This window comes from Mesorhizobium sp. M4B.F.Ca.ET.058.02.1.1, assembly GCF_003952505.1.
In the GTDB taxonomy this organism is placed as follows: domain Bacteria; phylum Pseudomonadota; class Alphaproteobacteria; order Rhizobiales; family Rhizobiaceae; genus Mesorhizobium.
In genome coordinates this window covers 2722745-2746427 of record NZ_CP034450.1, presented here as the reverse complement: position 1 = coordinate 2746427, position 23683 = coordinate 2722745, and the positions used below count along the sequence as shown (strand labels likewise).

Here is a 23683-nt window from a genome sequence, read left to right as displayed (position 1 = left end):
CTTTAGATGGCCAGGTCCGACGATCAAAGCTCACGATAATCGAGGCCGATATCGAGGATCGGGGCGCTGTGAGTCAACCAGCCGATGGAAATCAGGTCGATACCGGTTGCGGCAACGGCTGGCGCAATCGCGGCGGTGATCCTGCCAGACGCCTCGGTGACCGCCCGGCCACCCACCATGGCCACCGCATTGCGCAAGTCATCGACTGACATGTTGTCCAGCAGGACTGCGTCGGGCGCGTGCGCCAAGGCCTCTTCCAACTGGACCAGCGTATCGACCTCGACTTCGACCTTGACGAGATGGCCGACGCTCATTCGCGCCCGCTCCATTGCCGGGCGAATTCCGCCGGCGATGGCGATGTGGTTGTCCTTGATCAGGATGGCGTCGTCGAGGCCGAAGCGGTGATTGGCGCCGCCGCCGGCGCGCACAGCGTATTTTTCGACCGCTCGCAAGCCAGGAGTCGTCTTGCGGGTGCAGACGATTTTCGCCTTGTGCCCCCGGACCGCATTGACGATTGATGTCGTCGCCGTGGCTATGCCGCTGAGATGGCCCAGGAAATTGAGCGCCGTGCGTTCCGCCGTGAGAATGGCGCGGGCCGGGCCGCTCACCGAGGCGATGACCTCTCCCTGCGCGACCTCGCTGCCGTCCGCGCGTTCCACCGTCATCTCGACATTCGGATCGATCAGCTTGAAGGCAAGCATCGCCAGATCAAGGCCGGCGACGACGCCTTGCTGGCGCGCCGCCAGCACGGTCGTCACGTGGCGTTCATTCGCCACGATGGCGTCCGTGGTCAAATCGCCGGCCCTGCCAAGGTCCTCGAGCAGAGCTGCCCGTACCAGAGGCTCAAACATGATTGTGGGAAGTGGCGAGAGGTCCATCATGTCAGGCATTCCAGCCGAGGTTCGAGTTCCCGCGCTGTCCTCAGGGCGGCCTCCAGGGTGATTTCTGAGCGGCGGGCGACGGCCGCATGAAGGGGAAAATCCGTCCGCTGGTGGGCGCCGCGACTTTCCCGACGTTGCAACGCGGCAATCGTGATCATCAGCCCGACCACGGCCGGACCTGAGGTAGCATCCGCGCACTCGGCGAGCGGCAACAAGGCACGCGCCGCTGCTTCCAGGCCTTCGCGATTCCGTACAACACCGAGCGCGCGCGACAAGACAGGGCGCACTGCTGCCGGATCGGGCGACGGAGAGTCACTTGCAAACGTTTGCTGTGCACGCCGGGCAGGGATCCCCCGCAGGCTTTCTGCCACCCAGCGTGCGCAGACCACCGCCTCGGTCAAGGAATTGCTGGCGAGCCTGTTGGCGCCATGCAATCCGGTCGAGGCGACTTCGCCGCAAGCCCAAAGTCCTTGAACCGATGTGCGGCCGGCCAGATCCACGGCCACACCACCCATGTGGTAGTGCTGCGCCGGTCGGATGGGAATGAGGTCACGCGCCGGATCGATGCCGGCCTCTTTGCAAGCCAATGCGATCGTCGGGAACTGCCGCGCGAATGTCGGGCCGGGCCTTTCCCGCACGTCGAGAAAGACGCGGTGTCCGCTGGCCAGATGGTTCCCGACGGCACGCGCCAGCACGTCGCGCGGCGCAAGTTCCGTTCCTTGCACGCCGCTGAGAAACCGCCGGCCCGTCTCATCGACCAAGGTTGCGCCTTCGCCGCGAACGGCTTCGCTGATCAGCGACATCGGGCGCTTCGGCTCGTCAAGCGCGGTCGGATGGAACTGGACGAATTCCAGATCGGCAAGCACAGCCCCCGCACGGGCCGCCAACGCCAGACCCTGTCCGCAACTGCCCAGAGGATTGGTGCTGTCGTGGAACAAGCCACCGATCCCACCCGTGGCGAGGACGACCCGTGCCGTCGCGAGGAACACCGGACCTGCCGCGCCGCTCGCCAGGACACCGGCGATTCTGCCGTCCTCCGCCACCAGCCGGCGCGCTTCGAAGCCCTCGATCACCTCTATTGTCGGCGTCGAACGTACCGCCGCGACCAGGGCACGCATGACCTCTCGTCCGCTGCCGTCACCACCGGCATGAACGATGCGCCGCCGGCTGTGCGCGGCCTCCAGTCCGAGACGAAGGGCGCCTGCCGGCGTCCGATCAAAACGAACCCCAAACCGTGCCAGATATTCGATCGCGGCGGGCGCAGCGTACACGATGCGCCTTGCTGCTTCCGCATCGCAAAGGCCGTCACCGGCGGCGAGCGTATCGGTAAGATGGAGGATCGGGTCATCATCATCGCCCATGCTGGCGGCAAGCCCGCCTTGCGCCCACGCGCTGGACGCATCCGCGCCAAGCGGCGATCTTGAGAGCAGAAGCACCGGCTCGGGTGCCAAGTGTAGTGCGGTCATCAGCCCGGCTATGCCGGCGCCGATGATGACCGGCCGGTCGTCGAGGTCGCGGACGTCCATGCTCATACCGCCAGCATCCGCTCGACGGCCAGCCGCGCGCGCCCGGCAATCTCCGGCTCAATGGTGACGACATGGCGGTTCTGCTCGAGCGCCATGCGGATGCTGGCCAGCGTTATCCGCTTCATGTGCGGGCAGAGATTGCAGGGTCGGATGAATTCGACCTCGGGATGCTGGAGCGCGACATTGTCGCTCATCGAGCATTCCGTCATCAGCACGACGCGGGGCGGCTTTTGCCTTTCGACATAATCGGACATGGCGGCGGTCGAGCCGGAAAAGTCGGCCTCGGCCACCACATCGGGCGGGCATTCGGGATGCGCGAGCACCGTCACGCCGGGATGGTTTTCGCGCAACTCGCGGATATCGGCTGGCGTGAAGCGCTCATGCACCTCGCAATGCCCTTTCCAGGCGATGATCTCCACGTCGGTCTGGGCGGCGATGTTATGGGCCAGATACTCGTCCGGCAGCATGATCACCCGGGGAACGCCAAGGGACTCGACGACCGCTTTCGCATTGCCTGACGTGCAACAGATGTCGGACTCGGCCTTCACCTCAGCCGACGTGTTGACATAGGTGACGACCGGCAGGCCGGGGTAGCGTTGCCTGAGCAGGCGGATATCCTCGGCGGTAATAGAGTCCGCCAGTGAACAGCCTGCGCGCAGGTCTGGAATGAGCACGGTCTTCTCAGGGTTAAGCAGCTTTGCCGTCTCGGCCATGAAATGCACGCCGGCCAGCACAATCACGTCCGCTTCGGCCGATATCGCCTTGCGGGCAAGCGCCAGGCTGTCGCCGACGATATCGGCGACGCAATGGAAGATCTCCGGCGTCTGATAGTTGTGCGCCAGGATGACAGCGTTTCGCTGCCGCTTCAGGTCGAGAACGGCGTCGATGTCGCCGGCGAAGGCGGGCCATTCGATCGGTGGGATGACCCGGCGCACGCGTTCGTAGAGCGCGGCCGTGCGCGCGGAGGCGTTGAACATACCCTGTCTCCAATTATGCTCGAGCTGAGTATAACTGAGGCATATGCTTAACTTGAGCATAAGGAATGTCAAGCGCGTGAAAGTGGCAATTTTGTCCCCGCGACAGCTCGTTCCGCCAGAATCGCCTGACGGAAACGGAAACGCTTCGCCGGACGCCCGCCTGTGTCCGACATCGTCTCCCCGGTCTCCTCGACCAGATCCTGCTGTTCGATAAGGCGCCGGAAATTCTGTTTGTGCACGAGCCGGCCTGCGAGCGCTTCAACGGTTCGCTGCAACTGCAGGAGCGTGAAAGCCGGCGGCATTAGCTCGAACACGACGGGGCGGTATTTGATCTTGGTTCGAAGCCTGGCGATCCCGGTCGCCAGAATGCGGCGATGGTCGGCAGTCATTGGCCGGCCGGGAATGGCCGGCGAAATGCCATTGTCCCGGCCGCGTGTGGCCTCCGGCACCAGGGCGGCCTCATACAGCAGTTCGTAACGCTGCAGAGCAAGCTCCTCGTTCCAGCCGCGATCATCCAGGCCGAAGGCATACGCCACGCGCTGCCGGCGATCGCGGCGTATGCTCAGATTATCCGTGCCGTCGGCCCAGGCCAAAAGTCGAGGGATGAGCACATCGGGCACGATAGGTGGCACGCCCGCACGGTGATCCTCCCAGGGAAAATAGTCATACCAGCCTCGCCAGCCATGCGTTGGCGACCGTTCGGCCTGCTCTTCTCTTGTCAGGCCGAGATAGCTGATCGAGATCTGCACACGCTCGTCGCCGGTCCGGTCGCGGTCGGCAAAGGTGTAGAGCTGTTCTATATAGCCCAGCGGATGGCTTGTCTGCCGCTCCACCCATGCCCTCAGGCCTGACTGCAGGGAACGATGGCCGAGCTCAAAAGGGCCGGACGGCAAGGCTTGAGCTTGCTCAATGGTCAGGACACGTGGCTCGCCAGCGGTTACGGCAATGACGACAGCGATCAGATCCGCGCCGACGGCCTGGCTCTGATTGGCGCTTGTAGCCTGCCTTGTCGCCTGCGTAGTCTTGTTTTGCATAGGGTGCGAAGGGTCCGAAAAACAACGCGCCTTGGACAGGCAATCCGCGCGAAGGTGAACTGCCGCACGCTGCCCGTCAACGTTCACCACGCAGATCCCAATCGAGGCTTTCGACCGCCGAGTTCATTGCACCTGGGCGGGATTGAAGCGATCGACCCTGAAATCATCGAGCGGCTTGCGGCGCCAGCGGTGCTAGGGCGTGCGAATCGGCTGGCCGAAGCGAACAAACAGAGGATTAGCGCAACACATCTTCCACGAACACGGAAGCATCTTTCTGGGCAGGTCGGGCGCTCGGTGAAACAATGCCCAAAGGAACCATCGTGCCCATCCCGGGTTTGTCCTGTGCGCGATTTTGCGTCCCAGATGTGGCGGCAGAGCGAAGATGCGAGCGTGGGTTCGTGAAGGCTGGGTTCTGCTGAAAGAGGCCATCAGCGGCTTCGTCAACGACAACGCACTGAGCCATGGTGCGGCGATGGCCTTCTATGCCGCCACCTCGCTTGCGCCGATCCTGCTGATCGTGGTGGCGATTGCTGGCCTGGTCTTCGGCAACGACGCCGCCCGGCTGGCCCTTTCGGCGCAGATATCGGGCGTCATGGGCGCGCAGAGCGCCGATCTCCTGCAGGCGACGATCGAGACCGCCTCGCGCGGATCATCGAGTACCCTGGCCGCCATATTGGGGATGGTGACGTTGCTCGTAACCGCGTCGGGCGTCTTCGGCGAGATGCAGCTCTCGCTCAACGAAATCTGGAAGGTGAAGCCGGGCGGCACGTCGCTGTCGCGATTGGTGCGGGCGCGGGCCGCAAGCCTTGGGCTTGTCGCCGCCCTCGGCTTCATGCTTCTGGTATCGCTGGCTGCGAGCACGGCAATCTCCGCCCTCGGCGAACTCATCAATGCAGGTCTTCCGTTCGGCGAACTGATAGTCAGCGCCATCAACACAGTGGTTTCCTTCGTGCTGATCGCACTGCTCTTTGCGGCAATATACAAGGTCCTGCCTGACAGGACGTTGCAATGGCGCGACGTCGCCGTCGGTTCGCTCGTTACCACGCTTTTGTTCACGATCGGCAAGGCTCTGATCGGCTGGTACATCGGGACGAGTGCGATAGCGACGTCCTATGGTGCGGCCGGCGCGCTGATAATCGTGCTGTTGTGGGTCTACTATTCGGCCCAGATCTTCCTGTTCGGCGCCGAGATAACCCGCGCCTATTCTGTCAGGCACGGAAGTCGACCCGACCTCGCGCCCGTGATGGCGGCCCACGCAAGCACCAGGCGGGGCAGGCCTGGGGCATCCGGACGCGAGGTGGCTGCGTGGATGGTCCTCAGCAGTTTGCTGACGACGCTTTTTGTCCGACCCTGGCGCTCACGCTAACGCGCTGGACGTCTCCGGCTCAGTTCAGGGCAAAAGCCCACCTGCCGTGGCGGGTGGTCGCGCCCGCCATTCAAATCATGAACTCCAAGGACGAGCCCTGACGGTCTACCGTCGGGGTCGAAAAGGTTTGCGCCAATTGCGCGCTTGGCCGGAACTGCCATGGCTGAGCAACGTTTCCATGAACACGCAGTCAAGGAGTACGAGAATGCAAACCTCACCGGCGAGTTCCATGCATTTTCCGACCGCCCCTGCCATCGTGCCCTTTGACGGCACAGTGACGGTCAGGTTTTCAGACGCCATCGTTGCGTCCAGCGAGCGGGCAAAGCTGCTTTATGAAGATGGGCGAAATCCGGTCTTCTACATCCCGTTCGAGGATATCTATTTCGAGCTCTTCGAGAAAACGAACACCACCTCGGATTCTCCATGGGGCACGGCCAGCTATTGGCGCGTTCATGCCGCCGGTGCATCCGCCGACAATTTCATGTGGGCCTATGAGACGCCTGAGACAGCCGCCTTGGCTATCGCTCGGCACGGCGTTTTCGATCCGCACAAGGCGCGCATCGACGCCGATCCGGCCGAGGACAAACAGCATACGCCGCACCTCCCCGAATAGCTGCAGCGACGCAAAGAAGCGGCACGCAAGCCTGCAAGGCCTAACCAGGCGTCGTGTCGGAAAGAGGTCGGACCGAAGAGGTCCTCAATGTCAGCGCATGGATTGACCTACGGACCATTGGGCAGCAGTTGCGTCCATCTCTGCGTCGACATGCAGCGCTTGTTCGCGGAGCCATCGCCCTGGGCGACGCCGTGGATGGCCCGCGTCCTGCCCCTCATCGAAACGCTGGTCGCAAGGCATGCGGCGCAAACCATCTTTACCCGCTTCCTGCCTGCACAGAGGCCGGGGCAGGGGGTGGGCACGTGGAAGCGCTACTATGACCGATGGGCGTCGATGACCATGTCCGAGCTCGACCCGGAAATGATTGAGCTTCTGCCTTCGCTGATGCGGCACTCTCCGCCGGCAACCGTTCTCGACAAGCACATCTATTCGCCCTGGTTCGAGGGCAGGCTCAGGAACTTTCTCGCGCAGCATAGGATCGACACGCTGGTGATCACCGGCGGCGAGACCGACGTCTGCGTGCTGGCAACCGTTCTCGGCGCCATTGATTTCGGCTACCGGGTGGTGCTGGTGACGGACGCTCTGTGCAGCACTTCGGATGCCACTCACGACGCGCTGCTAACGGTCTATCATCAACGATTTGCGCAGCAGGTCGAGACAGTGGAGATGGAGACAATCCTGTCGGAGTGGACCTAGTTCAGTCACCCAGGAGGTAGTCCTGGCCTTCGGCGCTCTCGCCTGTCGATCTAGCAGCCGCGGAACGCAAAAAGCTCGGAATCGATGTCCTGGAGGCCGCCAATCGCAGATGAAACCATCTCAGAAGCGATCTGCGAGAAGGTGATGCCGTTGCCGCCATAGCCCATCACGGCGTGAATGCGTGGGAAGCGGGGCAGGGCGCCTATATAGGGCAGGCCGGAGGTCGTGGTGCCGAAGGAGCCGGTCCATGCAAATTCCGGTCTGGTGTCCAGCTTTGGCAACAGATGGCCCAGCTTGGCCGCCAGGCGCTGGGCCTTTTCGGCGATCATTGCGTCGCGATGCTCCTCATCGGTGAAATCCTCGTCCTCACCACCACAAATGACCCGGCCGTCTGCCGTTGTCCGAACGTAAAGATACGGCTCCGATGCCTCCCATAGCAGAGTAGTCGCAGGCCATAGGCCTTGGGGCTGGCGGTTCGTGGCGATCGCCCAGGTTGAAACGATGCTGTGCGCGGTCGCCGGAATGATGTCGGTCAACTCATAGCCGGTTGCCAGCACCAGATGTCGTGCCGAGATCGTCGGACCGAGACTGGTTTTGACAACAACCTGATCGCGACCGTGCTCGATCTCGGTCGCTTGCACTGGCGCATAAAGACGTGCCTTCCGCCCCAAAGCCCGCAGCAACAGTCCGGCTGTGAGCTTGCGCGGATCGAGCGCAATGTTGTCGTGGCTGAGGATGGCTGCTGCGCGATCGATTCCGAAACTGTCGGCCAGAGTCTGGCGGGTCAGATAAGTCGCGGCAATCCCGGCCTGCCGGCGTGCGTTGCTTTCGGCGCGCAATTCCGCCGGACCAAGCATGTTGCCCGCCAGATAGAGTGAAGGCGGGTTGGCGAGGGTGCAGTCGATGCCGAGTTCGGCGATCCGCCCGCGAAGGTTGATCACCGCCAAGCGCGAGCGCCGCCATGCGCGCGCGGCGTCGAGCTTGCCCTTGATGGCGGAAAGTTTGACCAGCGGTTGATCAAGTTCGAACTGCACCAGCGCCGTCGTCGCCGAGGTTGATCCGAGAACCGGGCCGCGTCGATCGATGCACATCACTTCATGGCCCGCACGCGTCAGCGCCTCCGCCATCATGGCGCCGCTGATGCCCATGCCGACGACCAGCACTTCGCTCTTTACGTCTCGTGTCAGCTTTCCCACTCGGACGGGCGGCGCGCGATAGGCGAACCAGACCGGCCGGCCGCTTCTGAGGTCGAGTTTGCGGCCCAATGCTCCCTCCGCGGTCGCCATCGCCAATTGCCCGCCGATCCCTGCTCGATCAGCGGGCAACGCTATGTCTGCCTCAGCGGCGCTAGAGGCGGCCGAGCACAACCAGGATGATGACGATCAGCAATACCAACCCAAGGCCGCCGCCGCCGTAATAACCGGTGCCGTAAAACGGACCGCCGCCGAGGCCGCTGAAGCCGCCAAGCAAAACAAGAATTAGCAGAACTATCAGAATTGTGCCGAGACCCATGGAACTCTCCCGTTCGCCCTGTCGTGCATCCTGCAAAAGAGCTGCTGGTTGATCAGACTATCAACTCGAAAACAGCGCTACTGTTCCCGGGAGGACTGATTACCTTGGGTTTGTCTGTTGTCGCCTCGTTGCGCTGAGGTAGAGAATGGCGTCAGCTGCGATGACTCAAGATGGCACTATTCAATTGCAATTTGAGCTGATCTCGGTTCGGTCCCCGACCAGTTATCTTCGCCGCGGTTCCACATCGCGTCCGGCACCACGACAAGCTTGCCGACAAAGTCCTTCGCCACGAAATCCGTCTGCGCGCGGTGGAAGTCAGACAGTTTGTAGACGCCACCGACCAGCGGCCGAATCTTTTTGTCTTCGATGTAGCGGACGATGCGGCGAAAATCCGCCCGCGTGCCCTGGCTCGAGCCGTGCAGCTGCAGCTGCTTCAGGTACATGGTACGGAGATCCAACTGCACCACTGGACCGGCGATAGCGCCAGCCGTGGTGTAGCGCCCCTCGGGCCGCAGGATGCGCAACAGGTCGTTGAAGATGGCGCCGCCGACAAGGTCGGCGACCACGTCGATCGGTTTTCCGCCCGTCGCTTCGCTAACGGCGGCCGGCAGGTCGGCCACCCCGCGCGTGATCACCTTTTCGGCGCCGATATCGAGCACCGCCTGCTCCTTGCCCTTGCCGACAATGGCATAGGGGATGGCGCCGCGCGCCCGCGCCAACTGCACGATACCCGAGCCGACGCCGCCGGAAGCGCCGGTGACCAGCACAAGTTCGCCGGCTTTCAGTGCCGCGCGCTCCAGCATCTGCTCGCCGGTCAGATATGCGCAGCAGAAGGTGGCGAGCTCGACGTCGCTCATATAGGTGTCGACGACATGCGCGTTCTCGGCCGGCAAGGTCTGATACTCGGCGTAACCGCCGTCGCGGCCATGGCCCATATAGTCGATGTCGGCCAGCGAATTGTCGTCGCGGTTGTAGATGGAAAAGTCGACCATCACCCGCTCGCCGATACGGTCGGGCGAGACGCCGTCGCCGACGGCGGCGATGGTCCCCACCGTGTCGGTGCCCTGGATGCGCGGGAAAACAAGCGTGTTGCCCTGCCGGCGCCAGGTCGACACCGCCGCCGCGTCCTCTTCCGTGCCATAGGCGCCCTGCCGCACCCAGACGTCGGTGTTGTTCATGCCGCAGGCGCTGACCTGGACCAGCACCTCGCCGGCAGCCGGCCAAGGCACCTTGACGTCGGTGCGGTAGACGAGCTTTTCCGGACCGCCATGGCCGGTGAGCTGGACCGCGGCCATTGTGGCCGGAATGGTTCTGGTCACGGCATTCATCCCCCGTCTCAGAGGCTGGCAAACACGGCGTTCACCGCGTCCGCTGTCTTCGCCACCACCGTGTCGGCTTCCTCGCGCGTCAGGCAGAGCGGCGGCGCGAAGCCGAGGATGTCGCCCTGCGGCATGGCGCGGCCGAGGACGCCGCTTGCGGCGAGTGCCGTGGCGATCTGCGGCCCCACTTTCAGCGCCGGATCGAAGAAGGCGCGGTCGTCGCGGTCCTTGACGAATTCGATCGCCGCCAGCATCCCGTCGCCACGCACCTCCCCGACATGTTTGTGGCCGCCGACCGCCTTGGCAAGCTCGGCGCGGAAATAGGCGCCGGTCTCGCCGGCGTTCCTGACCAGGTCCATCTCGTCGATCAGTTCGAGATTGGCGACGCCCGCGGCAACGCAGATCGGATGCGCCGAATAGGTCCAGCCATGGCCGAGCGAGCCGAGCTTGTCGGAGCCTTTGACCAGCACCTGCCAGACCTTGTCGGAGACGATGACGCCGGAAAGCGGCGCATAGGCAGAGGTCAGGCCCTTGGCGATGGTGATTAGGTCCGGCTTGATACCGTAATGGTGGGAGCCGAACATCGTGCCGAGCCTGCCGAAGCCGGTCACCACCTCGTCGGCGACGAGCAGCACGTCGTACTTCTTCAGCACCGCCTGGATCTTTTCCCAGTAACCGGCCGGCGGCGGCACGATGCCGCCGGTGCCGAGGATCGGCTCGCCGATGAGGGCCGCGACCGTCTCCGGACCTTCGGCGAGGATCATTTCTTCCAGCTTGTCGGCGCAATATTGCGAGAATTGCTCCTCGCTCTGCGAGCGGTCGGCGCGGCGGAAGTAATAGGGCGCCTCGGTGTGCAGGATCGGCGCGCGCGGCAGGTCGAAGGCGTTGTGGAACAGGTCGAGCCCGGTCAGCGAGCCCGTCATCACGCCCGAGCCGTGATAGCCGCGCCAGCGCGAGATGATCTTCTTCTTCTCCGGCCGGCCGAGCACGTTGTTGTAGTACCAGATCAGCTTGATGTTGGTCTCGTTGGCGTCCGAGCCGGAGAGCCCGAAATACACCCTCGACATGCCCTCGGGCGCACGGTCGACGATCATCTTGGCGAGCGTGATCGAGGCCTCGGTGCCGTGGCCGACATAGGCGTGGTAGTAGGCGAGGCTCTTTGCCTGGGTGGCAATGGCATCGGCGATCTTCTGGCGGCCATAACCGACATTGACGCAATAGAGCCCGGCGAAGGCGTCGATGCTTTTCTTGCCATTGTTGTCCCAGACGGTGACGCCCTCACCGCCGGCCATGACGCGCGCCGGTGACTCGCCCCGCGCATGCGTGCCCATATGCGTCGAGGGATGGAAGAAGTGGTCACGGTCCCAGGCTGAGAGTTCGTTGGATTGTTCAAGCATCTTTTTCACTCCTTGAGGACGGCGGTCCGGGCGGTCCTAGGCCACATCGAGACACAGGTATTTTAGGTCGGTAAAGGCCTCTGATCCGTGGCGCGAGCCTTCGCGGCCGATGCCGGACTGCTTGACGCCGCCGAACGGGATCGGCGCGCCGGTGATCTTCACCCGGTTGATGGCGACCATGCCGTAATCCAGCGCGCGGCCCATGCGCGCCTGCCGGGCGCCGCTTTCGGTCACGACATAGGCGACGAGCCCATATTCGGTAGCGTTGGCGCGGGCGACGACCTCTGCCTCGTCGTCGAAGGGCGTCACCGCGGCGACCGGGCCGAAGGTTTCGTCGCGCATGATCAGGGCTTCGTCCGGCACGTCGACAAGCAGCGTCGGCTGGTAGAACAGCGGGCCGGCGGCGTGGCGCTTGCCGCCGGCGAGACACCGCGCCCCGCGCGCGAGTGCATCGGCCACCTGCTCCTCCACCTTCTTGACGGCGCGCTCATGCATCAGCGGACCGATATCGGCGTCGCCAGAAAGCCCATTGCCGGTGCGGAGCCGCTCGATGCGGTGGGCGAACGCGGCGCAGAAGCGGTCATAGAGCGGCCGCTGCACATAGATCCGGTTGGCGGCCAGGCAATCCTGGCCGGAGGTGGCGAATTTGGCGTCGAGCGCGATCGCAACCGCTTTGTCGATATCGGCGTCGTCGAACACGATCAGCGGTGCATGGCCGCCGAGCTCCATGATCAGTCGCTTCATGGTCGGCGCACTTTGCGCGGCGATCAGCCGGCCGATTTCGGTCGAGCCGGTGAAGCTCATGGCGCGCACGCGGACATCTTCGCACATCCGCCCGACGATTGCGCGGGCATTGCCGGTGACGACGTTGAAGACACCGGCGGGAAGACCGGCGCGCTCGCCGAGTTCGGCCAGCGCCAGCGCCGACAGCGGCGTTTCTGAGGAGGGGTGCGCGACGATGGTGCAGCCGGCGGCAAGGGCGGCGGCCGCCTTGCGGGTGAGCATAGCCGATGGAAAATTCCACGGTGTGACGACGCCGACGACGCCGAGCGGCTCGCGCCGGACCATCATCTCGGCGCCCGGCAGATGGCTGGTGACGTTTTCGGCGTTGAGGCGTTTAGCTTCCTCGGCGTACCACTCGACGAAGGAGGCGGCATAGTCGATCTCGCCGAGCGACTCCTTCAGCGGCTTGCCTTGTTCGAGCGTCATAAGCAGCGCCAGATCCTCTTTGGCGGCAATGATCAGCTCGAACCATTTTCGCAAAATCTTCGAGCGCTCCTGCGGTAGCAATGCCCGCCAGGCGGGAAAGGCGCGGGACGCGGCATCGATCGCCTCTGTCGTCTGCCCGGAATCTAGCGCGGCAATGAAGGCGATGGTGGCGCCGGTCGCGGGATCGGTCACCTCGAAACTTTCCGCCGCCTCGCTCGCCGTCCAATGGCCGTCGACATAGGCGAGCGCACGCAGCAGCCGACGGTCGGCAAGCCGGTCGAGCGCTTCATGGCGGTTCGTGCAAGCAAGATGCGCGGACATCGATCAGGTCTCCGGGTGCCAAGGCGATGTGGAGAAACTAGCCCCGTGGCCGAGACAGAGAGGCTGTTTCGGCAGCCGCAGGTAGAGAGATTGTCTCTATTCGCCGGGAGAGCAGGGCGATCTCTCTAGCCACCGCAACTGAGACAGAGGCCCTCACCCGGATTGCCAACCGAATTGCGAGGGCAATCGGGGCAATCCGACCTCTCCCCTCGGGGAGAAGGTGGCCGCGAAGCGGCGGATGAGGGGGCCTTGCTGAGCCCTCACCCTTGCCCCGGCAACAAATCCGCCACCGGCAGCACGGTCCCCTCCTTCACTGTCTTGGTGACGATGTAGGTGAAGTAGCGGTCGATTCCGATCTCGCGCTCAAGCAGGGCGTCGACCAGTCGCTGATAGGCATCGATGTCGCGCGCCATCACCTTCAGCACGTAGTCAACGCCGCCGCCGACCGACCAGCAGGCAACGATCTCGGGGATGTCGCGGATGACGCGCTCGAAGCGGTCAAAATCGGCCTGGCGGTGGCTGGCTAGCGTCACCTCCATCAGCACGGTCGCCACCGGCGCGATCGTGCGCATGGCGATCGAGGCATGGTAGCCGGCCACGATGCCGGCCTTTTCCAGCTTGCGCAGCCGCATCCAGCAGGGCGTCGGCGACAGGCCGACCTTGTCGGCCAGGGCCAGCTTGGTGATGCGCCCGTCGCGCTGGATGGCGTCGAGGATTTTGAGGTCGATCGGATCGAGTTTCGCTGCGGCCATCGGCGTCCACCTTTTGCTGCCCGCCACCATGGCGGCGCATGATTTCGATTGTCAATTGCACTGATTTCGATCTCTAATAAGTCATGACATTGTGGCAGCCAGATCCCGCCCTCATCCGCCGCCCGGCCTATCAGTCGCTCGCCGACCAGTTTGCCCGCGCCATCCATGACGGGCGCCTCGCCAATGGCGCCCGTCTGCCGACGCATCGCCGGCTGGCCGAAGACCTGAATTTGTCAGTGCAAACGGTGAGCCGCGCCTATGAGGAGCTGATTCGGCGCGGCCTTATCTCCGGCGAGATCGGCCGCGGCAGCTTCGTCCAGACGCAACGCCGCGAGGAGGAGCCGCCCTACATTCCCGAGCGACTGGGCGAGGTCATCGACCTCTCGATCCTCAAGCCGGTCTGCGAGCCGATGCACCTGGAGCGGCTGAAGCAGGCGCTGGGCTGGCTCGCCGAAAACCTGCCGGCGAGCTCGGCGCTGTCCTTCCGCCCGAACATGGTCTTTCCGCGCCACCGCGCCGTGGCGGTCGAGTGGCTGCGCCTCTGCGGCCTCGACGCCTCGCCGCAGAACGTCAGCCTGACCAACGGCGCCACCGCCGGCATGACAGTGGCGCTGATGAGCGTGGCGCCGCCCGGCTCGACGGTCGCCACCGAGGCCATTGGCCACCATACGCTGGTGCCGCTCGCGCGCTATCTCGGCTTCAACCTCGAAGGCCTGCCGATCGACGGCAACGGCCTCATCCCGGAAGCGCTCGACGAGGCCTGCCGCCTTTCCGACATCCGCGCCGTCTTCGTGCAGCCCTCGGTCATCAACCCGACGGCGACGCTGATGGACGCCAGGCGGCGCGAGGAGATTGCGGCCGTGGCGCGCAAGCACGACATCGCCATCATCGAGAACGACGTGCTGGGGCCGCTGGTCGAGGACCGGCCGCCGCCGGTAGCCGCCTTTGCGCCCGAGCGCACGCTCTATGTCACCTCCTTCACCAAGATCACCGTGCCCGGGCTGCGGATCGGTTACCTGGCCGCGCCAGACCGCTATGTCGCGGCGGTGGCCAATCGCCACCTCGTCTCGAACTGGATGGCGACGCCGATGGTGGCCGAGATCGCCACGCGCTGGGTCACCGACGGGACGGCGATGGAGCTCGTCCGCTGGCAGCGCTCGGCGCTCAGGCGGCGCCAGGACATCGCTTCGCAAGTGCTGGCCGGCATCGACTACCGCGTCCAGCGCGACGGGCTGCATCTGTGGCTCGAGCTTCCCGGCGACCGCGCCGAGGAGAGCTTTGTCTCGCAGGCCCGCCTGCGCGGCGTGGCGATCGCACCCGGCACCTCCTTCCGCATCGCCGAGTCACCCTGGCATCCGGCCGTGCGCATTTCTCTCGGCTCTACAACCGAAGGGGAACTGCGCGCGGGCCTGAGCGTTGTCGCCAAGCTCCTGCTTGGCGATGCGGAGCATCTGCTGCTCGCCATCTGATGCGCGAATTGCCCTGATTTTGTGCCGTGCCGGAAATATTGTCATGATATTATTTTCCTAATTGACATGATTTGGCGCGTTCCGCATCGTTAAGGGCATAGGCTTCTCCAGAACGGGGAAATTGATTGCCCGCACCCATCATCAAGGTTGACGCCATTTCGAAAAGCTTCGGTGCCTTCAAGGTGCTGGACGGCCTGTCGATGCAGGTCATGCCGGGTGAGAAGCTGGCGCTGATCGGTCCGTCCGGCTCCGGCAAGACGACGATCCTGCGCATCCTGATGACGCTGGAGAAGATCGATGGCGGCCACATCCAGATCGACGGCGAGCAGCTCTACCACATGGAGCGCAACGGCCAGCTACTGCCGGCAGATGAGCGGCACCTCGCAAAAATGCGCCAGAAGATCGGCATGGTCTTCCAGTTGTTCAATCTGTTTCCGCACAAATGCGTCATGGACAACGTCACCCTGGCGCCGATGCTGACCAAGGGCGTCGCTCGCGCCGCCGCCGAGAAGCGGGCGATGGAACTGCTCGACATGGTCGGCATGGCCGACAAGGCCAAGAGCATGCCGGCGCAGCTTTCAGGCGGCCAGAAGCAGCGCGTGGCGATCGCCCGCGCGCTGGCTTTGTCGCCGAAGATCATGCTGTTCGACGAGGTCACCTCGGCGCTCGATCCGGAACTGGTCGAGGAGGTGCTCAACGTCATGCGCAAGCTCGCCGCCGAGACCGACATGACGATGCTGCTCGTCACCCACGAAATGGGCTTTGCCCACGACTTCGCCGACCGGGTGCTGTTCTTCGACCGCGGCCGCATCGTCGAGGAAGGCAAGCCCGATGAGATTTTCCGCCACCCGAAACAGGAGCGCACGCAGGGCTTCCTGAAGAAGATCATCGCGGCCGGACATCGCGTCTGACCAACGGGGAAAAAGCCGTCCCCAAGGCGAAGAAGCCGTCCGCGGAACCTGAGCGCCTAAACCGAACAACCAAGACAACAACAAGGAGTTGGGAACGATGAAGAAACTTGCCATTCTGGCCGGCGTCGCCGGCCTCGCGGCGACAACGATGCTGCTGGCCTCCGGCGCGCGTTCGGCCGACGACGCCAAGCTCGAGCAATTGAAGGGGCAGGGCTTCGCCCGCGTCGCCATCGCCAACGAGCCGCCCTACACGGCTGTCGCCGCCGACGGCAAGGTCTCGGGCGCCGCGCCGGATGTGGCGCGCGAGATATTCAAGCGCCTCGGCGTCAACGACATCGTCGCCTCGATCTCCGAATATGGCGCCATGATCCCGGGTTTGCAGGCTGGCCGTTTCGACGTCGTCACCGCCGGCCTGTTCATGAAGCCGGAGCGTTGCGCGGCGGTCGCCTATTCCGAGCCGGTGCTGTGCGACGCCGAGGCAATGCTGGTGAAGAAGGGCAATCCGAAGGGCTTCAAGAGCTATGAGGACGTCGCCAAGGACTCGTCCGCCACCATCGGCGCCCCGGGCGGCGGCACCGAGGAAAAGCTGGCGCTCAATGCCGGTGTGCCGCGCGAGCGCGTCATCGTCGTGCCGGACGGCCAGAGCGGCCTGAAGATGCTGCAGGACGGCCGCATCGACGCCTATTCGCTGCCCGTGCTGTCGATCAATGACCTGGTCAAGAAGGCCAATGATCCGAACCTCGAAGTCATCGCTCCGGTGCTGGGCGCGCCGGTCTATTGCGACGGCGCAGCCTTCAAGAAAGGCGACGAGGCGCTGCGCGATGCCTACGATGTCGAACTCGCCAAGCTGAAGAAGTCCGGCGAGTTCGCCAAGATCATTGAGCCCTACGGCTTCTCGGCCGCCGCCGCGATGTCGACGACGCGCGAAAAGCTCTGCGCGGCGAAGTAGGGCGCTTTCTTCCTTCTCTCGTTCACGGGGAGAAGGTGTCATGAAGTGACGGATGAGGGGCAGCGCCAAGGTATCAGAAGGCGGCTCTGCCCCTCATCTGCCTGCCGGCATCTTCTCCCCGTGAACGGGGAGAAGGGGCTGTCGCGGCTGCCCCGCATAACCGCAAACGACAGGAAGTCCTAAACGCAAAATGACCCAGTGGTCCGGCTATCTCGGCCTGATATTGCAGGGAGCGCTTGTCACCATCGAGCTGACGCTGATGGGGTCGGTGCTTGCGCTGATCATGGCCTTCCTGGCCGGCATGGGGCGGCTGTCGCGCTTCTTCGTGCTGCGCGCGCTGGCCACCGCCTATATCGAGTTCTTCCGCGGCACCTCGATCTTCGTGCAGCTGTTCTGGGCCTATTTCGTCCTGCCCCTTGCCGGCATTTCTCTGACGCCTTTGCAGGCCGGCGTGCTGGCGCTGGGCCTGAATGTCGGCGCCTATGCGGCGGAAGTGGTGCGCGGCGCCATCCAGTCGGTCGGCCGCGAGCAGTACGAAGCCTGCACCGCGCTCAACCTCGGCCGCTGGCAAGGCATGCGCCATGTCATCCTGCCGCAGGCGCTGCTGGTCATGCTCCCGACCTTCGGCAACAACGCCATCGAACTGCTCAAGGCGACCTCCGTCGTCTCGCTTATCTCGCTCGCCGACCTCACCTTCCAGGCGCAGGTGGTGCGCTCGCAGACCGGCAACACGCTGATGCCGTTCACCACCATCTTGATCATCTATTTCGTGCTGGCGCTCGCCATCTCCTGGGGCGTGCGCTCGCTGGAACGCCGCATGGCGCGCGGCATCGACGGAGTGCGCGTCTGATGGATTGGGACTGGAACTTCGTCAGGGAGATCCTGCCGACTCTGATCCAGGGGGTGAAGATTACCATCCTGGCGACGCTGCTCGGCTCGGTGCTGGCGGCGATGGTCGGACTGGCCATCGCGCTGGCGCGGCGCTCGCCGAACCGGGCCGTGTCGCGCACCGTCGGCTTCCTCGCCGAATTCATCCGCGGCACACCGCTGCTGGTGCAGCTCTATTTCATCTTCTACGTGCTTCCCGACTTCGGCATCCTGCTGCCGCCGCTGGTGGCCGGCGTCATCGGGCTCGGCCTGCACTACGGCACCTATACGGCGGAGGTCTACCGCGCCGGCATCGACAACGTCCCGCGCGGCCAGTGGGAAGCGGCCAAGGCCTGCAATCTCGGCGCCGGCCAGACCTGGACGCACATCATCCTGCCGCAGGCCATCCCGCCGATGATCCCGGCCTTGGCCAATTACTTCATCGCCATGTTCAAGGAGACGCCGCTGCTCTCGGCGATCACCGTGCTGGAGCTGATGAACCAGGCCAAGAGCGTCGCCAACACCTATTACCGCTACGTCGAGCCAATGACGCTGGTTGGCGCCTTCTTCCTGATCATCAGCCTTTTCTCGGTCGTGCTGCTGCGCTGGCTGGAACATCGCTACGGCAAGATCGAAAGGTAGTCTTGATGAAACCGCTGCCCGAAATCAGGCTGTTGCCGACAAGGCCGGCCCTCGATGCGCGCCCGCTGGCAAAGCGCGTCGGCCTGATCATCCTTGCCACCGACCACACCAGCGAGCCGGATTTCCATCGCATGGTGGCGAGCGAGCGGATCGGCGTCTACGTCGCCCGCATCCCCTACAAGAACCCGACCACGCCGGAGAACCTGCGCAGGATGCAGCCGGAGCTGGAGGCCGCCGCCGCGCTCATCCTGCCGGACGAGCCGCTCGACGCCGTCTGCTATTCCTGCACCTCGGCCTCGGTGGTGATCGGCGACGCCGAGATCGAGGCGGCGATCCGGGCCGCCAGGCCCGGCGTTGCCGTGGTGACGCCGCCGATGGCCGGTGTGCGCGGGCTGAAGGCGCTGGGCGCGAAACGGATCAGCATGCTCACCCCCTACACGGTCGAGACCAGCCGGCCGATGGCGGCCTATTTCGCCGGGCGCGGCTTCGAGATCGTGAGCTTCACCTGCCTCGGCTTCGAGGACGACCGCGAGATGGCGCGCATCCCGCCGGCCGCGCTTGTCGAACTGGCCGGCAAGGCAACCGATGCCGAGGCTGACGCGCTGTTCGTGTCCTGCACTGCGCTGCGCTCGGCGCTCGCGGTCGCCGGCATGGAACGGGCGATCGGCCGCCCGGTCGTCACCAGCAACCAGGCCAGCGCCTGGAATTGCCTCAGACTGTGCGGCGACGCCACGGCGCGGCCTCAGTTCGGCCGGCTGATGACGAAGTCGCTGGTGCAGTAAGATGATGTCCCGCATTCACGAGCGACCCCCTCTGGCCTGCCGGCCATCTCCCCCTCAAGGGGGGAGATCAACTGCGGCCCGGCTTTCGCCAATCGCTGAAGTCACAGGAAGAGCGCCAGCGCCAAAGCTGCTTATCTCCCCCCTTGAGGGGGAGATGGCCGGCAGGCCAGAAGGGGTCGCCCGATGACGAGCGCCACCACCCTCGCCGACATCCGCGCCGCCCGAGAGCGAATCGCCGGCAAGGTCGAGCGCACGCCAACCGTGCAGTCGCAAAGCCTTACGGATCGCGTCGGCCAACCCATCCACCTCAAGCTCGAGCACCATCAGACCACTGGCGCCTTCAAATTGCGCGGCGCCTCGAACGCGATCGCTTCACTAAGCCCTGAGGATAAGACGCGCGGTGTGGTCGCCGCCTCAACCGGCAATCATGGCCGGGCGCTCGCGCATGCGGCGAGGCTCGAAGCCATCCGCGCGGTGATCTGCATGTCGCGGCTGGTGCCCGAGAACAAGCTCGACGCGATCCGCCGCCTCGGCGCCGAGATACGCATCGTCGGCAACAGCCAGGACGATGCGCAAACCGAGGTCGACAGGCTGGTCGCCGAACAAGGCCTGGTCATGCTGCCGCCCTTCGACCACGCCGACATCATCGCCGGCCAGGGCACGCTCGGTCTGGAGATCATCGAGCAGGTTCCGGACGCCGCAAGCGTGCTGGTGCCGCTGTCTGGCGGCGGGCTGGCTTCGGGCGTCGCCGCCGCCGTCAAGGGGGTCAGCCCCGGCTCCAAGGTCATCGGGGTGTCGATGGCGCGGGGCGCGGCGATGAAGGCGAGCCTCGACGCCGGCCGTCCCGTCGAGGTCGAGGAACTGCCGACGCTGGCGGATTCGCTCGGCGGCGGCATCGGGCTCGACAACCGGCTGACCTTTGGAATGTGCCGCAACCTGCTCGACGATGTTATCCTGCTCTCCGAGGACGAGATCGCCACCGGCATCCGTCATGCCTATGAGCAGGAGCGCGAAATCGTCGAAGGCGCCGGTGCCGTCGGCATCGCAGCGCTGCTTGCCGGCAAGGTCAAGACGGCCGGGCCTGCCGTGCTCATCCTTTCCGGCCGCAACATCGACATGGCGCTGCACAGGAAGATCGTCTGCGGCGAGGCGCCATCAACCGTGGAGCGTGCCGCATGAGCCGGATGATGATCCTCACCGAGGCCGAACTGCGCAACATTGTGACCCTGGATCTCGATACCGCCGCCTGCGTCGAGAACGCCTTCCGCGCGCTTGCCACCCTGCCGGTGGCGATGCCGCCGATCCTGCGTCTCGACATTCCCGAACATCACGGCGAGGTCGACGTTAAGTCCGCCTATGTGCCCGGCATCGACGGCTTCGCCGTCAAGATCAGCTCCGGCTTCTTCGACAATCCGAAGCTCGGCCTGCCGAGCGGCGGCGGCATGATGGTGTTGCTCTCGGCGAAAACCGGAGTGGTCGAGGCGCTGCTGCTCGACAATGGCTATCTGACGGACATCCGCACCGCCGCCGCAGGCGCGGTCGCGGCCAAGCATCTATCGCGCGAAGACTCTACCGTGGCGGCGATCTTCGGCGCTGGTTTGCAGGCCGGGCTGCAGCTCGAGGCGCTGCGCCTGGTGCGGCCAATCGAGGAGGCCCGCATCTGGGCGCGCGATGCCGCCAAGGCCGAGGTGGCCGCCGCCAGCCTGCGCGAGAAGCTCGGCATCCTGGTGCGCGCCGAACCGGACGCGGCGAAGGCGGCAGCCGGCGCCGACATCATCGTCACAACGACGCCATCGACCGAGCCGCTGATCAAGGCCGGCTTCGTCGTGGCCGGCCAGCACATCACCGCCATGGGCTCGGATGCCGAGCACAAGAACGAGATCGCGCCGGCGATCCTGCGCATGGCCGATCTCTATGTTGCCGACAGCGCCAGGCAAACCAAACGGCTCGGCGAACTGCATCATGCCATCGCGACAGGGGTGATGACGGCCGACGCCGATGTGACCGAACTCGGCCAGATCATCGCCGGCGACAAGCACGGCCGGCGCTCGGACAGCGACATCACCATCGCCGACCTCACCGGCACCGGCGTGCAGGACACGGCGATCGCCACCTTGGCCCGTGACCGCGCCCAAGCGGCCAATGCCGGCACCATTTTCGAAAGCTGATACCGGCCGCCAGGCCCAACAAACGAGGATCAAGAACAATGCAGCCGAACCTTAAATTCACGCGCGGCGAATATGCGGATCGCCTCGCCAAGACAAGGCAAGCCATGGCGGCCAAGGGGGTCGATCTGCTGATCGTCAGCGATCCCTCCAACATGGCCTGGCTGACGGGTTACGACGGCTGGTCGTTCTATGTCCACCAGGCGGTCATCGTGCCGCCTTCGGGCGAGCCGGTCTGGTATGGCCGCGGCCAGGACGCCAATGGCGCCAAGCGTACCGCCTACCTCGCTCACGACAACATCATCGGCTACGCCGACCACTATGTGCAGTCGACCGAGCGCCACCCGATGGACTTCTTGTCCAGCGTGCTTTCCGATCGCGGCTGGGGCAAGCTGACCATCGGCGTCGAGATGGACAATTACTGGTTCTCGGCCGCCGCCTTCGCCGCCCTGCAGAAGCATCTGCCCAACGCCCGCTTCGTCGATGCGACAGCGCTGGTCAACTGGCAGCGCGCGGTAAAGAGCCCGACCGAGATCGACTACATGCGCAGGGCCGCCCGCATCGTCGAGGCCATGCACCAGCGCATCGTCGACAGAATAGAGGTCGGCATGCGCAAATGCGATCTGGTCGCCGAGATCTACGATGCCGGCACCCGCGGCGTCGATGGGATCGGCGGCGACTATCCGGCGATCGTGCCGCTGCTGCCGTCGGGCGCCGACGCCTCGGCGCCGCATCTGACCTGGGACGACCGGCCGATGAAGGCCAGCGAGGGCACCTTCTTCGAGATCGCCGGCTGCTACAACCGCTACCATTGTCCGCTGTCGCGCACCGTCTTCCTCGGCAAGCCGACGCAGGCCTTCCTCGATGCCGAGAAGGCGACGCTGGAAGGCATGGAGGCAGGCCTTGCCGCCGCAAAGCCGGGCAACACCTGCGAAGACATCGCCAATGCCTTTTTCGCCGTCTTGAAGAAGTACGGCATCGTCAAGGACAACCGAACCGGCTACCCGATCGGCATCTCCTATCCGCCGGACTGGGGCGAGCGCACCATGAGCCTGCGCCCCGGCGACCGCACCGAGCTCCAGCCCGGCATGACCTTCCATTTCATGACCGGCCTATGGCTGGAGACGATGGGGCTAGAGATCACCGAATCCATCCTGATCACCGAGACCGGCGTCGAGTGCCTGGCCAATGTGCCGCGCAAGCTGGTCGCGAAGGATTGATCCCGATGCCGGCCTTGCGTCCCTCACCGATCGCCCCGACCGTCGATTTCGACAAGGACGGCGTCCAGCACGGCTTCCTGCGCCTGCCCTACAGCCGCGACGATTCCGCCTGGGGCTCGGTGATGATCCCGGTCTGTGTCATCCGCAACGGCAAGGGACCGACGGCGCTTCTCACCGGCGGCAATCACGGCGACGAGTATGAGGGGCCGCTGGCGCTCTACGATCTTGCCCGCACGCTCGATCCGAAGGACGTCGCCGGTACCGTGATCATCGTGCCGGCAATGAACTATCCGGCCTTCCGCGCCGGCACGCGGACTTCGCCGATCGACAAGGGCAACATGAACCGTAGCTTCCCTGGCCGGCCCGATGGCACGGTGACGGAGAAGATCGCCGACTATTTTCAACGCGATCTGCTTCCCCGCGCGGACATCGTCTTCGATTTCCACTCGGGCGGCAAGACGCTCGACTTCGTGCCGTTCTGCGCCGCCCACACGCTTCCCGACAAGGCGCAGGAGGAGAAGGCTTTCGCGGCCGTCGAGGCCTTTTCCGCGCCCTTCTCGATGCGCATGACGGAGATCGATGCGGTCGGCATGTACGATACGGCCGCCGAGGCGATGGGCAAGGTGTTCGTCACCACCGAGCTCGGCGGCGGCGGCACGTCTCGCGCCGAAACCGTGCGCATCGCGCGTCGGGGTGTGGTCAATGTGCTTCGCCATGCCGGTATCGTCGATGGTGCGGTCGAGAAGACTCAAACACAATGGCTCGATATGCCGTCCGGCGATTGCTTTGCCTTTGCCGAAGACGACGGCATGATCGAGACCATGGTCGATCTCGGGGAGACGGTTGAAGAGGGTCAGGTCGTGGCGCGCGTTCATTCAACCGGCCGCACCGGCAACGCGCCCCGGGAAATCAAGGCGAGACTGTCGGGCCTGCTGGCCGCACGTCACTTTCCGGGCTTGGTCAAAGCGGGGGACTGTGCCGCTGTGATTGGCGTTTTGGTCCCGTGACCTTGTCGCAGGGGGCTTTGGCGTACCAAGGCGCGCAAATCGGCAAAGCCTCTACGAACACCGCATCG

23 protein-coding genes are annotated in these 23683 nt (G+C 64.6%); 13 read left to right on the top strand and 10 right to left on the bottom strand.

The genetic code is table 11. The features are described from left to right. Positions 1 to 23: 23 nt before the first annotated feature. The 4 genes from nadC to EJ073_RS13710 form a co-directional block, all read right to left on the bottom strand. Positions 24 to 878 carry a carboxylating nicotinate-nucleotide diphosphorylase gene (gene nadC, locus EJ073_RS13725; RefSeq protein ID WP_126059215.1) on the bottom strand — a complete coding sequence of 285 codons (855 nt, stop codon included), beginning with the start codon at positions 876 to 878 and terminating at the stop codon, positions 24 to 26. Further along, positions 878 to 2413, bottom strand: a complete 1536-nt coding sequence (locus EJ073_RS13720) for an L-aspartate oxidase (RefSeq protein WP_126056209.1) — start codon at positions 2411 to 2413, stop codon at positions 878 to 880. The genes nadC and EJ073_RS13720 overlap by 1 nt, the downstream gene beginning before the upstream one ends. Further along, the gene (gene nadA / locus EJ073_RS13715) at positions 2410 to 3384 is read right to left on the bottom strand and encodes a quinolinate synthase NadA (RefSeq protein WP_189347625.1); all 975 of its coding nucleotides are present in this window, start codon (positions 3382 to 3384) and stop codon (positions 2410 to 2412) included. Before nadA ends, EJ073_RS13720 begins: the two co-directional genes overlap by 4 nt. 68 nt (positions 3385 to 3452) lie before the next feature. Beyond that, entirely contained in the window at positions 3453 to 4418 is a 966-nt protein-coding gene (locus EJ073_RS13710) for a hypothetical protein (RefSeq protein WP_126056207.1), read from the bottom strand. Positions 4419 to 4800: 382 nt separating this feature from the next. Here EJ073_RS13710 and EJ073_RS13705 point away from each other — a divergent pair, with 382 nt between their 5' ends. From EJ073_RS13705 to EJ073_RS13695, 3 genes are all read left to right on the top strand, one after another. Then, a complete protein-coding gene (locus tag EJ073_RS13705; protein WP_126056206.1) occupies positions 4801 to 5784 on the top strand; it encodes a YihY/virulence factor BrkB family protein in 984 nt (327 codons plus the stop codon). 178 nt (positions 5785 to 5962) lie between these two features. After that, positions 5963 to 6397 (top strand): DUF427 domain-containing protein, encoded by a 435-nt coding sequence (locus EJ073_RS13700; RefSeq protein WP_245455573.1) that lies wholly within the window; start codon positions 5963 to 5965, stop codon positions 6395 to 6397. Positions 6398 to 6484: 87 nt separating this feature from the next. Next, a complete protein-coding gene (locus tag EJ073_RS13695) occupies positions 6485 to 7093 on the top strand; it encodes an isochorismatase family cysteine hydrolase (protein WP_126056205.1) in 609 nt (202 codons plus the stop codon). Positions 7094 to 7143: 50 nt separating this feature from the next. Here EJ073_RS13695 and EJ073_RS13690 read toward each other — a convergent pair whose 3' ends face one another. The 6 genes from EJ073_RS13690 to EJ073_RS13665 form a co-directional block, all read right to left on the bottom strand. Continuing rightward, positions 7144 to 8358, bottom strand: a complete 1215-nt coding sequence (locus EJ073_RS13690; RefSeq protein ID WP_126056204.1) for an FAD-binding oxidoreductase — start codon at positions 8356 to 8358, stop codon at positions 7144 to 7146. A gap of 82 nt (positions 8359 to 8440) precedes the next feature. Next, positions 8441 to 8605, bottom strand: a complete 165-nt coding sequence (locus tag EJ073_RS13685) for a DUF3309 family protein (protein ID WP_126056203.1) — start codon at positions 8603 to 8605, stop codon at positions 8441 to 8443. Between the two features lie 176 nt (positions 8606 to 8781). Then, positions 8782 to 9933, bottom strand: a complete 1152-nt coding sequence (locus EJ073_RS13680; RefSeq protein ID WP_126056202.1) for an alcohol dehydrogenase family protein — start codon at positions 9931 to 9933, stop codon at positions 8782 to 8784. Positions 9934 to 9941: 8 nt separating this feature from the next. After that, positions 9942 to 11321 carry an aspartate aminotransferase family protein gene (locus EJ073_RS13675; protein ID WP_126056201.1) on the bottom strand — a complete coding sequence of 460 codons (1380 nt, stop codon included), beginning with the start codon at positions 11319 to 11321 and terminating at the stop codon, positions 9942 to 9944. A gap of 36 nt (positions 11322 to 11357) precedes the next feature. Then, entirely contained in the window at positions 11358 to 12851 is a 1494-nt protein-coding gene (locus EJ073_RS13670) for an NAD-dependent succinate-semialdehyde dehydrogenase (protein ID WP_126056200.1), read from the bottom strand. A gap of 260 nt (positions 12852 to 13111) precedes the next feature. Next, complete coding sequence (locus tag EJ073_RS13665; RefSeq protein WP_126056199.1) at positions 13112 to 13603, bottom strand: Lrp/AsnC family transcriptional regulator; 492 nt, start codon at positions 13601 to 13603, stop codon at positions 13112 to 13114. Positions 13604 to 13686: 83 nt separating this feature from the next. Between EJ073_RS13665 and EJ073_RS13660 the strand changes: the two genes are divergently transcribed. From EJ073_RS13660 to doeB, 10 genes are all read left to right on the top strand, one after another. Then, positions 13687 to 15072 (top strand): PLP-dependent aminotransferase family protein, encoded by a 1386-nt coding sequence (locus EJ073_RS13660; protein ID WP_126056198.1) that lies wholly within the window; start codon positions 13687 to 13689, stop codon positions 15070 to 15072. A gap of 125 nt (positions 15073 to 15197) precedes the next feature. Further along, a complete protein-coding gene (gene ehuA, locus EJ073_RS13655; RefSeq protein WP_126056197.1) occupies positions 15198 to 15983 on the top strand; it encodes an ectoine/hydroxyectoine ABC transporter ATP-binding protein EhuA in 786 nt (261 codons plus the stop codon). A gap of 148 nt (positions 15984 to 16131) precedes the next feature. Further along, positions 16132 to 16932, top strand: coding sequence for an ectoine/hydroxyectoine ABC transporter substrate-binding protein EhuB (gene ehuB / locus EJ073_RS13650; protein ID WP_245455723.1), 801 nt, complete (start codon positions 16132 to 16134; stop codon positions 16930 to 16932). A gap of 190 nt (positions 16933 to 17122) precedes the next feature. Continuing rightward, complete coding sequence (gene ehuC, locus EJ073_RS13645; RefSeq protein ID WP_126056195.1) at positions 17123 to 17782, top strand: ectoine/hydroxyectoine ABC transporter permease subunit EhuC; 660 nt, start codon at positions 17123 to 17125, stop codon at positions 17780 to 17782. Then, positions 17782 to 18441: an ectoine/hydroxyectoine ABC transporter permease subunit EhuD gene (gene ehuD / locus EJ073_RS13640; protein ID WP_126056194.1), complete on the top strand. Its 660-nt coding sequence runs from the start codon at positions 17782 to 17784 to the stop codon at positions 18439 to 18441. The genes ehuC and ehuD overlap by 1 nt, the downstream gene beginning before the upstream one ends. A gap of 5 nt (positions 18442 to 18446) precedes the next feature. After that, positions 18447 to 19223 (top strand): ectoine utilization protein EutA, encoded by a 777-nt coding sequence (gene eutA, locus EJ073_RS13635; protein WP_126056193.1) that lies wholly within the window; start codon positions 18447 to 18449, stop codon positions 19221 to 19223. 183 nt (positions 19224 to 19406) lie between these two features. Next, positions 19407 to 20402, top strand: coding sequence for a hydroxyectoine utilization dehydratase EutB (eutB, locus tag EJ073_RS13625; protein WP_126056192.1), 996 nt, complete (start codon positions 19407 to 19409; stop codon positions 20400 to 20402). Next, the gene (locus EJ073_RS13620) at positions 20399 to 21391 is read left to right on the top strand and encodes a cyclodeaminase (RefSeq protein WP_126056191.1); all 993 of its coding nucleotides are present in this window, start codon (positions 20399 to 20401) and stop codon (positions 21389 to 21391) included. The genes eutB and EJ073_RS13620 overlap by 4 nt, the downstream gene beginning before the upstream one ends. Positions 21392 to 21429: 38 nt before the next feature. Continuing rightward, a complete protein-coding gene (gene doeA, locus EJ073_RS13615; RefSeq protein ID WP_126056190.1) occupies positions 21430 to 22608 on the top strand; it encodes an ectoine hydrolase DoeA in 1179 nt (392 codons plus the stop codon). Between the two features lie 5 nt (positions 22609 to 22613). After that, complete coding sequence (doeB, locus tag EJ073_RS13610) at positions 22614 to 23615, top strand: N(2)-acetyl-L-2,4-diaminobutanoate deacetylase DoeB (protein WP_126056189.1); 1002 nt, start codon at positions 22614 to 22616, stop codon at positions 23613 to 23615. Positions 23616 to 23683: the final 68 nt, after the last annotated feature.